Raw genomic sequence first — 12,901 nt, 5'->3', positions numbered from 1 at the left:
CTCTGGTCTATATTCAAACGTCAGGCCCGAGCCATGGCCTGGTCGTTGTCTGGCTTTACGGTGTTCGGATGTCTCCCTGACGCTGGCTCGCTGCTCGTTCTTCCACAGCGACCGCGAGCACCGGCGACCCCTTCGGAATGGAGGGGTGCGTCATGCGCCACAGCAAGAATCCAGTTTCGGGCGCGGCAATCTCCGCGACGGTTTCCCCAAACAGATCGCAGATATTTCCGAGCCGCTGATCTTTATGAATTCGGTCGCCAGGCTCTACGTCCGAGTGAAACTCCCCGTCTGTCGGACAAGCCACCCAGATATAGTCGTCACAAGGAACCCGTGCTCGTTGGAATTCGGTTGACGGCGTGTCGAGTATTCCTAGAGCCCGTGCGACATTAAGGACGCCGTCGACATGAAATTGTGCCGAGGTCTCGTCAACTAATCCATTCGCGCCGGCCTCCGACATGATTGCGAGCCTGTCCTTCGAGGCAAATCCTGTCGGCGGGCGGCCCGGCTTCGACATATGAGCAACGGGGAGCCCGACGACGAGTTCGGCGTCGAAGCACATCGCCATCCGTCTTGCACGTTCGTCCAGGACCGGGTCCTCCGTGTGCTGGAAGATGGTGAACTTGGAAACGTTTTCTCGAAGATCACCTCCGTGCATGTCTACGTAGCAGTCCGCACCCACGCACCACTCGTTCATTATTGCGTCACAGAGGATCTCAGAAAACGAGCCATTGGGGTCGCCTGGGAACGAGAAATTGATGTTTTTTCCATCAAGGGGACAGACGTATTCGCTGTATTTGTACAGTGCGGGCTGGTTCACAAGCGGGATAATCGAAACCGATCCCTGAATTTTTCGGGGATCGAACAGCTTCTGAAGGCGAACAGCAGCCTCGATAGCGGCGACCTCATTCACATGAACGCCTGCCGAGATACAAAGCCTCGGCCCATCACGATCGCCACGGATCTCGCACAGAGGCCACATGTATCCTGAAAGACGAGAGTCGGCGAAGGAGAAGTGGCCTCGGAAGATGCCAGGCTCTCCATAAGCAACGCTGTTCGATGATGCAGTTATCTTCATTGTCGTAGCACTCGTGGTTTCCGATGCTTGGTCCTATTGCGATAGCATCTCTACACAACGGCTCATTGCGTCGTCGTAGTTCGTCCGGCCATCGGGACGCATCTCAGCCCACCATTTGTAGTTTTCGAAGATTTGCTTGTCGGCGATTTCCGGCGCTCCGGGGAGATCCGCAGCGATTTCCTTCGGAAGAAGACCGAAAGCTTCCTTGTTGACAGGCCCGTAGCGCATGGCCAGCGCGAACTGCGACTGAGGTACAGGCCGCGAGATATAGGCCAGAAACTTGTTTGCATTTTCTTTGTTCGGCGAGCCTTTCATAATGACCCAGTAATCATACTGAAGAAGCGACTGGTTCCATGTGAAGGCGATGGGCGCACCTTCCTGCTTGGCAATGGCAATGCGGCCGTTGAAGGAAACTGCCATATCGGCGTCTCCGGAGATGAGGCTCTGCGGAGCTTCCGCTCCACCGGACCACCAACGTCCCACGTTGGGCCTAAACTGCTTGATTTTCGCGAAGCCGCGATCGACGTCGAGTGGATACAGATTCGCCGGCGAAACTCCGTCTCCGAGCAGAGCGCCTGCCAGAAGACCGCCCGCGAGTATACGTTCACACTTCGGGAGCGCTCGCTTCCCCGGAAAGTCCTTCACATCGTAGAAATCGACCCAGTTGTCCGGATGCCTCCCATCGGCAGCGAATTTGTTGGTATTGAAGGCGATAACGGCGGAATAGAGCAGGGCTCCGACGCCGTTCTTGTCCACGAGTTGCTCGGGCATTGCTGCGAGAGTTTCTTTCGCGAAGAAGCTGTAGTCCATCGGCTCAACGGCGTCCTTCGAGATCCAGCCGGGAAACTCGCCGCCGGAAACGGACGTCAGATCCGCATCCGGCTGACCGACTTTTACTGATGCAAGCAGCTTTCCGGGATTGGAGGGAACGACCACGATCTTGATTCCCGTATCCTTGGTGAACGGGTCGAAGAACGCCTTTCGAAGCGCCGCCTCGTAGCTTCCACCGTCGACTGCCACAACGACCTCTCCGGAACCCTTCAAGTTTTCCGGAATGTCTTCGGCGCGGACTGCAGAGACTTGTGTTACGGCCATCGCCGCGAAGCTAAGTGCCAGGCTGATAGTTCTAGTTGTCATCGCATCCCCCTTTTGGTTGTCTGAAGAAACGGCCCAGCGGCTTATGCCATGTCCAGCGCAGGTGTGTTGCGGTTGCTCCCTTCAATGAAACCGTGGCAGCAGAAAGCGACAGGACCGGTCATGATCACCATGTTGTTTTCGACAAGCTCGATCTGAAGTTCGCCCGCGGGAAGGTGTACCGTGACCTTCGGAGAATTCACGAGACCGCGCATCTTCGCAGCATAGACGGCAACGCAAGCCCCGGTCCCGCATGCTTTGGTGAGAATGCCGGGACGCTCCCACACGGCGAGGCGTATGGTTTGGGAGTCGACGATCTGGGCCACGCCAACGTTGACGCCTTCCGGGAAAAGCGGATCGTTCTGCACGGCCGGGGCATAGGTCGGAATGTCGTCGACGACGAGTTGATCGACGAAGAACACAGCATGCGGATTGCCGATGTTCAGCGCGACCCCATCGGAAAGAGGTCCGCTTGTCAAAAGGACATGGCGGGTATCGATCTCGCGGCTCAACGGGATTTGCTGCCAGTCCAGGCTAATCGGCCCCAATTTGACGCTGATCTGCCGAAGACCTGCTCCGTAGCATTGCAGCACCCCGGACTTGGTCTCGATCAGTACTTCCTCAGTCCCCGTCTCCTCAAGCAACAAGTAAGCCATACAGCGTGTAGCATTCCCACACGCACCGACTTCCTTGCCGTCGATGTTGAAAATCCTCATCTGCGCGTAAGCGCCTGCCCTTCGTCCCTCGTCGGAGGCTCGTTCGATCGTGAGCAGTTGTTCGCCGCCAGCTCCGACGTTTGTACTGCAAATCCTGACGATGTCGGCGACGTCAAACGGCTTTGCGACCGCACGCCGATCGACAATCACGAAATAGTTTTCCAACCCGTGCATCTTCACGAATGACCAAAGCGTCGGCGCATCCACGCATGGGGTTTGCGAGAGGAATTGGATGTGGTTCATATCGCGACCGCTTTCAAAGTGCTGTTGCTGCGTCAGCGTAGGTATTGGATGCCTGCCAAGGCCTCTCCACCTCGAGGGTGAGGAGGTCCTCGATCGTCTGGCGACGCCGAATGACCCGGAACCGGACGCCATCGACAAGGACTTCGGCGATCAGATCTCTTGAATTATAGGTAGAAGCCATCGATGCCCCGTAGGCGCCTGCGCACCCGAATGCGAGGCGAGCCCCTGCACGAAGCTTGGGTAGGCCTTCATAGCTTCCGAACACATCGGAAGTTTCGCAGACAGGACCGACCAACTGATACGTTGAAGAGTCGCCGCCCTTGATATCTTGTAGCGGGAGTACCGGATGGACGGCGCTATAGAGCGAGGGTCGCATGAGATCGTTCATGGCGGCATCAACGATGACGGTCGCCATATTGCCAGTATTCTTCACATATAGTACTTCGGTGACCAGCAAGCCCGCTGGTCCGACAAGCCACCGGCCGGGTTCGACGGTGAGTTCGCAATCAATGCCATTGAACGCTTCCTCGATAATCTTCGCGTACGCACCGACATCAGGCCCGGCTCCGAATTCGTAGGAGATTCCCAAGCCACCTCCCAGGTCGAGGCGCCGTACCTGGTGACCGCGAGACCGCAATGTCTTAACAAGGTCAGCGAGCCGTTCGTATGCTGCCCGGTAAGGCGACAGATCCAGGAGCTGTGACCCAATGTGCACGGCAAGACCAGCCACATCGAGTTCGGGCGAAGCTTCGGCCCTCGTGTACAGTTCTGGGATTTCCTCAAGGGCAATTCCAAACTTGTCGCCTTTCTTGCCAGTGCTGATTTTCGCGTGGGTCTTTGCATCGACGTCAGGATTTACCCGGAAGACGATAGGCGCCCTACGACCGAGCAATCGAGCGATGTCGCGGATAACATCGAGCTCGGCGGGCGATTCGACATTGATCTGATGGATGCCAACCTCCAAGGCGCGGGAGATCTCCGCTCGGGTCTTGCCAACACCGGAAAAAACAATCCTAGACGGCTGAACGCCGGCGGCGAGCGCCCTCTCCAACTCGCCCCCCGATACGATGTCCATGCCGCAACCTAGATCCGAGAGCAGTCGCAGCACGGAAACGTTGCTGTTCGCTTTGACGGCAAAACAGATCGAAGCTCGCGACGATCCGAGTTTGTCGGCCAGCAGTCTGTAGGCGTGGGTGATCGTAGAGGCGCTGTAGCAGTAGAACGGGGTTGGAATTGCATCTGCGATTTCGCCAACCGATATCTCTTCGATAAACAGTTGACCATTCTCATAAGAGAAGCTGCCGTGGTGGAGCGCTGGCGATCGTGCCGCGCGTTCATTTCCGTCCAGGAGTGTCATCTGCATCTCGCATCGTTAGCTGCCCTTGGTCTGATCTTTGCAGATGACAAAACCACGACAAAATACTAATTTGACCGCCTCTCATTCATTCTTGATATATGTGAGGTCGGGTTCATGCGGCTCAGTCAGCGTCAGATTGAAATTTTCAATGCTGTGATGATTTACAAGAGCGCTACCGCGGCTGCAGAGGCGCTCGGCACCTCCCAGCCGACGGTAAGCCGAGAGCTACGGGAGCTCGAATCCTATCTCGGCTTTGAACTCTTCAATCGGTTCGGCAAGCGCCTTTCTCCGACCAAACAAGCACTGCTTCTTCACTCCGCCGTAAGCCGCTCTTTCGTAGGTATGCAGGAAATTAGCCGCGTGGCGTTGGCTATAAAGCAACACAACGCGGCTCAGTTGAGGATCGCGAGCCTTCCCGCCTACGCTGAGGCGTTCCTACCAATGGTCGTACAACGATTCCTGAATAATAAATCGCAAGTCCATCTGTCGATACATTCCCTCGAGGAAGTGCAATTGCGGCACGACATCACCACCCAGATGTTCGATATAGGTTTGACGGAAGGCAGCCTTGAAACTGACGATGCGACAACGGAAACCATCGATGTTGGTGAAGTCGTATGCGTGCTTCCTTGCAACCATCCCCTCACGTCCAAGAGCGTGTTGGAGCCGAAGGATTTCCAAGGTGCTGATTTCGTCTACTTCACTCAGGAGGATCCATACCGCCGTAAGATTGATCTGATCTTCGAGGCCGAGGGCATCTCTCGGAGATATTGCGTGGAAGCAACGACGGCAACGGGTGTCTGCTCGATGGTCGCTTCCGGAGTTGGCGTCTCCATCGTCAATCCTTTGACAGCTTCGCACTATGCCGCGAAAGGCGTTGCTTTACGTCGCTTTAGTGTGCTTGTTCCGTACCAGTTGAACCTGTGGCGACCGGCCAAGACCTTGAGATCCACTCACGCCGACCTTTTTGTGAATGTGATGCGGCAGGTTGCGAACGAAGTCGTTGAGAAATTGCGGTCCCTCTGATCTTCAGTGTTTCGGACGAGATCTCGCCCGCTTGATATGCGCTTTTAACCCACCGAAGAGAAGGACGATGGTCCTGCGTGGTGCGCGCTCCGGCAAGACGGCGATCGGCGACGGATCTCGAGCTCGCCATAGGAACCGAAGACAAAGGGGCCCGTCGCAAAGTTTTGCTGTTGATGTCTGAAAGAGCGCCAAAGATTTCCCGCGAGATTTTTGATGAGGATTTCAAATGGCGCCATTTTTAGGGTGAAGTGATTTCGTGGGCTGTTCGCTGGTATTGCCAGCGCAACCGTCTTTCCATCTCCGGCGCGTATTTCCGCGCCAAGCGATAAATCGTGGAATGATCAACGGGCACGCCGCGCTCACCCAACCTCTGCTAAGATCACGGTAGCTGACGCCATAGCGGCATAGTCTTCGGAGGGCTCCCTACATTTTGTCGACCACCTGACCAGCTTTCGGGAAGGACCCCTATAATATAGTCTCCCTCGCGCAGCTCGTAATCCAGTCAGAAAAAATAATGACATTTTTGTTGCGCTGATTTACCGGTGTGACAAGATAGTAATTGTTGCTTGTGACCATACTGATCTTGGATATCTCTATTATAGATCCTGACCGCAATTCCTCTTCAACTAAGTAACTTGGTATCAATCCGGCTCCGAGCGACGCTTTGGCTGCCGAGATAACCATCGAAAACTGATCAAAATACTTCCCAGCCAGACTATGGTTATCCACCAGGCCAGCCTGCTCGAAATAGTTCTTCCAGGCGATAGGGCGTGTCGACAGATGCAGCAAGGGCGACCGCGCAAGGTCGGAGATGTCTTCAATCCCATGCATGTGCTTAAAAGCGGGAGAGGCGACTGGTACGAGGCTCTCTGAGCATAGGGGTTTCATATCGGTGTCCGGCCAATCCGCGACCCCAAAATGAATTGCTAGATCGAACCGTTCCCGGGTCATATCGAATGGCTCCAGTCGCGTGAACAGACTGAGCTCGACCCCACTGTGTCTTGCAAAAAAATCGGGTAGTCGGGGTATCAACCAGCTATTGGCAAAAGCCGGTAATGTCGCAATGCGCAAAGCGGCCCCCATCCCGCCTGCCGAAATGGCCCGCATTACAGTCCGTTGGATATTTTCAAGATCGACGCAAAGTTCAGTCGCCAAGCTACGCCCTGCATCGGTTAACACGACATGTCGACCAACCCTCCTAAAAAGCTTCGTTCCGATGGTAAGCTCAAGTTCCTTGACCTGCCTGCTGATGGCGCTTTGAGTCAGGTGCAGTTCTTCTGCCGCTAGTGTGAAGCTCTCATGGCGCGCCGCTGCCTCAAAGCTAGTCAAAGCTGAGCTTGAAGGGAGAAAACGGCGCGGGAACCGGGACATACTTCTCGCTCTCAACCAAGATGTAAACCCGCTTGGCAACGATGGACGCCCACCAGTTGGCCATTCGTGGAGCACCCAGTCAACAAGGAGATTCCCTTCTTAGATGATGAAAACTCACGAATCGATGAGAAATCGCTGTTTGTAATGTCCGCGGCTTACGTCGTCTATTCATCGACAGTCTGAGGCGCTCGGATCAGCACCAGATTTGCCGCGCCACACCAAAACGAAAAGGTTGGGTATCGCTATGGCCATCGCGGAGAAATACGAGCTCTCGTCAAGGGAGCAGGCCTTCTTGGCCGAAGTCTCGAATGGCAAATACGATCGCGAGATCATCACCGGTCTCAAGAAGTTTTTTGACGGCTCCGTGCCCCAGGACATGCAGGGTTTCTATTCGCAGGAGGAACTGGAGGCGATCAAAGAACTCGAAGGAACTCCGCGCGATTTACAAGCTCGCATGCCGGTGAAAATAACGCGCCACTATTTTGAGCAGGCCAAAAATTCAAAGGCGATCCAGACACTGGTAAAAGCCAGTCCAAAGGAGACCTACGATCTGGATGGAGCATCCGATCCGGGAAAGCAGATGTCCTACAGCCCGGTCGAAGGGCTGATACACAAATACGAACTTGGATTGATCTACGTCGCGGCGACTTGCTCAGCCCACTGTCGGTTTTGCTACCGAGAAGAGCTCATCGCCAAGAAAGAAGTCGAGCGACCCGATGGCACCGTCGCGCCCAAAGGACTCGCCCAAATTCCCGAGATTGTTGCATATATTCGCGAACATAACCGCTTGGTAGATGAGAACGGCGGTCGTCATCCGACCACAAATCGAGAACGCCTGCGCGAGATCCTGATGTCTGGCGGCGATCCGATGGTGCTTGGAAACAAAAACATCGCACAGTGGCTGGCAGCCTTGTCGGAAGCCGGTATTGAGAACATCAGAATCGGAACAAAGGAACTAGCTTTCTATCCTGAGCGTTTCGACGCAACGTTTTTTGCAATGCTGGATTCATTCCACAAGTCATATCCGCGAGCCAGTCTTCGTATGATGGTTCATTTCAACCATCCCGATGAATTTCTGGCCAAGAATCCCGATGGCAGCTACATCCCCGATGCCCACGCGGGTTTCAGATGGCTGCCGCCCACCCTCGCTGCGGTCCAGGCACTGCGAAGCCGTCACTGGATCAACATCGACAATCAGTCACCGATCATTTCCGGTATAAATGACGATCCTGATGCGCTGCGGATAATGCAACGCGAACTCAAGCGGAACGGCGTCGAGAACCACTACTTCTTCTGCGGGAGAGACATCGTGGGACACAAGGCATTCAATGTGCCGATTGAGCGAGCCTGGCAGATTTTGAATGAATCCCAGAAAGGGCTTTCCGGCGTGGAGACACATGCGCGTCTCTCCATCACACACTATAAGGGCAAGACCGAGGTCTCCGCAGTGACGAACGAACCCTTCCCGGGCGTGAAGGGCGGCGAGAACGGAGTAGTGATTTTCAAGCTGCTGCGTTCGGCAGCCGATGCTCGAGATCGCTGCAAGGTGACCATCGTTGGTCGCAACCCGGACGCGATCTGGTTCGGCGGTTATGACGATCGGGTCATAATGGACGAGGCCGAGCTCTATTCAATGTATAACATTAAGCCTTTGGCGCTCCTGGCCGCCGAATAATCCGTTGGCCGCTGAAAATACGCGTCGAACTTAATCCCGGTGTGAAGATGACATACGTCGTTACCGACAACTGTATCCAGTGCAAGTTCACCGATTGCGTTTCCGTCTGCCCTGTCGACTGCTTTTATGAAGGTCCAAATTTCCTGGTGATCCATCCGGGTGAATGCATCGATTGCGACGCGTGCGTCGCGGCATGTCCAGCCGAAGCGATATACAACGAAGACAGGTTGCCAATTGAAAAGAAGCATTTTCTTGAAATCAACGAAGAGTTGTCGCTGGTCTGGCCGCAGATAACGGCAAGGAAGGACCCATTGCCCGATGCTGAGCAATGGTTAGGAATCGCTGGCAAGTTGGAAAACCTCGTTAAATTGGCGCGGCACGACTGATCATGAATAATATGTCGAAAAGCGCCGCGTTGTATGAACGCGCCAAAACAGTCATGCCCGGTGGCTGCAGCCGCAATACGATCCTTCGCAAGCCTCACCCGATCTATGTGGCAAAGGCCCAGGGATGCCACGTCACCGACATCGAAGGCGTCGAACGGATTGATTTTGCGAACAACGTGGCTTCGCTCATTCACGGGCATGCACACCCCGACATCACAAGGGCTGTTATCGAACAGATCGGCAGAGGGACAGCCTTTACTGTGGGGACGGAAGTTGAGGTGGTATTTGCCGAGCAGATGGTGTCACGCAACTCAAGCTTCGAGAAGATACGCTTCGTCAACTCTGGCACTGAAGCGGTAATGAGTTGCATCAAGGCCGCTAGAGCTTTTACCGATCGCCCTAAGATCGCTAAGGTCGAAGGCGCATACCACGGCTTATATGATTACGCGGAAGTCAGTCAGACTGCGAGGCCATCAAACTGGGGAAGCTTGGAATCACCCACCAGCGTACCGGTGTCACGCGGAACCCCAGAGTCGGCATTGAGCGAGGTCGTGGTCATACCGTTCAACGAGTTGGACCGTGCAATAGCCATCCTGGATCTGCACAAGGCTGATCTAGCCGCTATTGTGATCGATCTGCTTCCACATCGCATCGGTGTCATCCAGGCCACCCAGGAGTTCGTCCTGGGTCTTAGCAAATGGGCCACCAAGAACGGCGCACTTCTAATCGTGGACGAGGTGATCACCTTCCGCACAAATTTCGATGGCGCCCAAGGTTCATATGCAATCAAGCCTGACTTGACCGCGATGGGAAAAATGATCGGAGGTGGGTTTCCTGTCGGTGCATTGGCCGGTCGAGCTGACGTCATGGACGTCATGAACCCATTGAACGGCCCAGCTCCATTTCCACACTCTGGCACGTTTAGCGCCAACCCTATCACAATGACCGCGGGCTTGGTCGCGATGCAGATGTTCGATCGGGACGCCGTTGCAAGCTTGAACAGCCTGGCTGACCGAGCCCGAGCAGGGATCGCAGAAGCTATCAAGATTGCTGATGTGCCTGCGTGCGTTACCGGAGCAGGTTCCATGTTCCGCATACATCTAAAAGGGACCGCGCCAACCAGCTATCGGAGCGCCTTCGCAGGACCTAAGGAACAGAACTGTATCTCAGCGCTGCTCGACCACTTCTTCTCCAATGGCTTGCTCATGATCGAGACATGTTCGGGCCTTTTATCCACCCCGATGACTGAGGCCGAGATCGATCGGTTGTCAGAAGTAGTATTGGACGGCTTGCGCCTTGTCAGGCCGATGCTCGATGACATACAGGTTGCTTAAACAAGGGTCGCGATCGAGCGGCAGGCCTGATCGCGTGACATGAGGTTCATCTCAGCCGGCCAGTCCTTCAGGCTGGAGCGAGACTAGGTTCGCTTTGCGTCACATGTTCAGGGATGTGTTGCAACACAGTCAACGACGGATGACGGCCTGCCGAAAACTGATCGAAGCTGCGGCCACCAAGCGACAAGCAGCGGTCGACCGTGGCGCCGGCGGCATTCGAACGCGTCGAAAAGGCTCGCAACAATTACCCAAGTGGCGAAGGACGCCGTGGGCAACCTTGCTCAGCGCGGCGGTGGACGCGGCGCGTGCACGTACGACCGTCGGCGAGATTTCGGACGCCATGCGTGCCGCTTTCGGTGACCATTGCGCAACGCCAGAAGTGGGGCACTCTATGGCAAGCCTGTGGCGACGACCCGAGATGACAGTGCTGGCGGGTCGGCTTGCCAAATACGCCAAGAGGTCAGGGATCAAGCCAAAGGTAATGGTCGCAAAGCTCGGTCAGGACGGCCACGCCCGTGGCGCCAAAGTCATCGCCTCCGCCATCGGCGACATTGGCTTCGACGTCCTATTCGGCCTACTGTTCCAGACGCCGCAGAAAGCCGCCGAAACAGCGATTGAAACAAGGTTGCCGTTTGTACTCTGCGGTCGAGTAGAGGTGGCAACGGAGATCGGCGATGGCCTCTTCAAACTTGCGGTGCCAGTGAGCCTGTAAAAGTCCGTACCGGAAATCGTCTTCACATTGTTGGAAACACTTGTGCGGCACCTAGCCCCGCTGATGGCCGCGCTCCGCTAAGGCGGGGGGCGCCGACAGCCCCGCCTATATGGCACCCATGGTATCCGTTTCTCCGACGCCTGCGTTCAACGTCTTTCGCGGTCGCGAATATCACAGCATGTATGTCCATGCGGAAGCGTTAGGTACTGGGCTCGGGCGATTGAACCAGTGATCCAAAACCAACTACTCAAAACGTTGAAAAGGCTGCCGCGATAAGCAACGTAAAGCACGGCGGCACGGCCTCAATCGTGCTGCCGAAGGAGGCAGTAATGGCAGATAGCAAATTCCTTACGCCGGAAGAGGTGGCTGAGCGTTATCGTGGCGGCGTTTCAGTCGGGACCCTGCGAAATTGGCGCGCGATGCGTCTGGGCCCTTCTTTCGTTAAGGTTGGCAAGGCCGTCCTATATCCGGTCGATGATCTTGATGCGTGGGACGAAAGGAATAGAGTGCAGTGCAGTGCATCCAAACGACTCATTGAGCGGCTGGGTGATCAGGCGTGATGATCACGAACGGGCACGGTCAACAGATCCCAATTACCGGCACCATTCGCAGTCGCATTTGGATTTATCCGTTCAAAATCAATACATTGCGCGTTTTGTCGGCGTGGTCCACAACCACCCTTCCGGCGATCCGACGCCGTCACGCGCCGATATCGAGATGACGAAAGAGATCATCGAAGGGGCCAAGCGGCTGGGCATCTCAGTCCACGACCACATCATCATCGGGCGAAAAGGCTATTCCAGCATGAAGGGCCTGCTGCTGATCTAGACGGCGGGACTGGCGCCAGGCCAAGGGCAAGAGCCGGGATTTTTCAATCAACATAGTCGGCTCTAGAATTGCGACCCCAAAATAAGCTATAATGGGCCAGGTATTTCCCTGGACGGCTTCGCGCCTCTTGGAATGCCTGGAGGAACGGGACATGGCCGTAGCGCTTGTACTCGTTTTGATCGTCGTGGGCTCAGTGTTGTTTCACCTGCTGAGCCCATGGTGGTGGACGCCGATTGCCTCGAACTGGGCCTATATCGACAATACCATCATCATCACCTTCTGGATCACCGGCATCGTGTTCGCCGCAGTGGTTCTATTCATGGCCTATTGCGTCTTCCGTTTCCGTCATCGGGAAGGCAACCGGGCTGCCTACGAACCTGAAAACAAGCGGCTCGAATCGTGGCTGACGATCGTCACCGCGGTCGGGGTCACTGCGTTGCTGGTTCCCGGCCTGTTCGTCTGGAGCCGGTTTGTCAACGTCCCAAGCGACGCAACCGACGTCGAAGTCGTCGGCCAGCAGTGGCAGTGGAGTTTCCGTCTGCCCGGCAAGGACGGCAAGCTTGGCACATCCGACACCCGCGACGTCTCCGCCGACAATCCGCTGGGCGTGATCGGCGGCGATCCCAATGGTCAGGACGATGTCGTGGTCGAAGCGGCCGATCTGCATCTGCCGGTCGGCAAGCCGGTCAAGATGCTGCTCCGCTCCATCGACGTGCTTCATGATTTCTATATCCCGGAATTCCGCGCCAAGATGGACATGATCCCGGGCTCGGTCACCTATTTCTGGTTCACTCCGACCAGGACCGGGACCTTTCAGGTCTTGTGCGCCGAACTCTGCGGCCAAGGGCATCCCTTGATGCATGGCGTGGTCGTGGTCGACACGCAGCAGGACTACGTGGCCTGGCTTGGCCAGCAGCAGACTTTCGCGCAGTTGTCGGCGCCACTGCAAACCGGTTCGGTAGAGCAGGCGCCGGGCAAGACGACGGGTTTGAAAATTGCAGCAAGGCTCGAAACGGCCGGAGCTCGCTGAGAAGGACCGGAGGT

12 protein-coding genes and 2 pseudogenes are annotated in these 12,901 nt (G+C 55.8%); 8 read left to right on the top strand and 6 right to left on the bottom strand.

The features are described 5' to 3' along the window. Window positions 1-55: 55 nt before the first annotated feature. The 4 genes from EN851_RS02900 to lysA are packed head-to-tail and all read right to left on the bottom strand — an operon-like array spanning window position 56 to window position 4,525. Window positions 56-1,075: a succinylglutamate desuccinylase/aspartoacylase family protein gene (locus EN851_RS02900; protein WP_135928490.1), complete on the bottom strand. Its 1,020-nt coding sequence runs from the start codon at window positions 1,073-1,075 to the stop codon at window positions 56-58. A 33-nt stretch (window positions 1,076-1,108) separates the two neighbouring features. Then, complete coding sequence (locus EN851_RS02895) at window positions 1,109-2,212, bottom strand: ABC transporter substrate-binding protein (protein ID WP_135928489.1); 1,104 nt, start codon at window positions 2,210-2,212, stop codon at window positions 1,109-1,111. A gap of 41 nt (window positions 2,213-2,253) precedes the next feature. Continuing rightward, a complete protein-coding gene (gene dapF / locus EN851_RS02890; RefSeq protein WP_135928488.1) occupies window positions 2,254-3,168 on the bottom strand; it encodes a diaminopimelate epimerase in 915 nt (304 codons plus the stop codon). Window positions 3,169-3,181: 13 nt separating this feature from the next. After that, window positions 3,182-4,525, bottom strand: a complete 1,344-nt coding sequence (gene lysA, locus EN851_RS02885; RefSeq protein WP_135928487.1) for a diaminopimelate decarboxylase — start codon at window positions 4,523-4,525, stop codon at window positions 3,182-3,184. A gap of 114 nt (window positions 4,526-4,639) precedes the next feature. Here lysA and EN851_RS02880 point away from each other — a divergent pair, with 114 nt between their 5' ends. Further along, a complete protein-coding gene (locus EN851_RS02880; protein ID WP_135928486.1) occupies window positions 4,640-5,551 on the top strand; it encodes a LysR family transcriptional regulator in 912 nt (303 codons plus the stop codon). 277 nt (window positions 5,552-5,828) lie between these two features. On the opposite strand, the pseudogene EN851_RS36965 reads toward EN851_RS02880, so the two are convergent. Both EN851_RS36965 and EN851_RS02870 read right to left on the bottom strand, forming a co-directional pair. After that, window positions 5,829-5,971: pseudogene (locus tag EN851_RS36965) on the bottom strand (IS6 family transposase); the annotation flags it as partial. Between the two features lie 45 nt (window positions 5,972-6,016). After that, window positions 6,017-6,922 (bottom strand): LysR substrate-binding domain-containing protein, encoded by a 906-nt coding sequence (locus EN851_RS02870; RefSeq protein ID WP_135928485.1) that lies wholly within the window; start codon window positions 6,920-6,922, stop codon window positions 6,017-6,019. Window positions 6,923-7,214: 292 nt separating this feature from the next. Between EN851_RS02870 and EN851_RS02865 the strand changes: the two genes are divergently transcribed. From EN851_RS02865 to EN851_RS02835, 7 genes and pseudogenes are all read left to right on the top strand, one after another. Further along, window positions 7,215-8,597, top strand: coding sequence for a hypothetical protein (locus EN851_RS02865; protein WP_210234916.1), 1,383 nt, complete (start codon window positions 7,215-7,217; stop codon window positions 8,595-8,597). A gap of 47 nt (window positions 8,598-8,644) precedes the next feature. Continuing rightward, window positions 8,645-8,983 (top strand): ferredoxin FdxA, encoded by a 339-nt coding sequence (gene fdxA, locus EN851_RS02860; RefSeq protein ID WP_135928483.1) that lies wholly within the window; start codon window positions 8,645-8,647, stop codon window positions 8,981-8,983. A 2-nt stretch (window positions 8,984-8,985) separates the two neighbouring features. Beyond that, on the top strand, window positions 8,986-10,317 hold the full coding sequence (locus EN851_RS02855) for an aspartate aminotransferase family protein (protein ID WP_135928482.1): 1,332 nt from the start codon (window positions 8,986-8,988) through the stop codon (window positions 10,315-10,317). Between the two features lie 160 nt (window positions 10,318-10,477). Next, window positions 10,478-10,933: pseudogene (locus tag EN851_RS02850) on the top strand (methylmalonyl-CoA mutase); the annotation flags it as partial. A 425-nt stretch (window positions 10,934-11,358) separates the two neighbouring features. Then, complete coding sequence (locus EN851_RS02845) at window positions 11,359-11,589, top strand: helix-turn-helix domain-containing protein (RefSeq protein WP_135928480.1); 231 nt, start codon at window positions 11,359-11,361, stop codon at window positions 11,587-11,589. Beyond that, on the top strand, window positions 11,504-11,857 hold the full coding sequence (locus tag EN851_RS37665) for a JAB domain-containing protein (protein ID WP_348630709.1): 354 nt from the start codon (window positions 11,504-11,506) through the stop codon (window positions 11,855-11,857). Before EN851_RS02845 ends, EN851_RS37665 begins: the two co-directional genes overlap by 86 nt. A gap of 151 nt (window positions 11,858-12,008) precedes the next feature. Then, entirely contained in the window at window positions 12,009-12,887 is an 879-nt protein-coding gene (locus tag EN851_RS02835; protein WP_135928479.1) for a cytochrome c oxidase subunit II, read from the top strand. The last annotated feature ends 14 nt before the right edge of the window (window positions 12,888-12,901 follow it).

The sequence above is a fragment of the Mesorhizobium sp. M8A.F.Ca.ET.208.01.1.1 genome (assembly GCF_004791315.1).
Lineage (GTDB): Bacteria > Pseudomonadota > Alphaproteobacteria > Rhizobiales > Rhizobiaceae > Mesorhizobium.
Note: the sequence above shows the minus strand (reverse complement) of the source record. Positions and strands in the feature narration are given on the sequence as shown.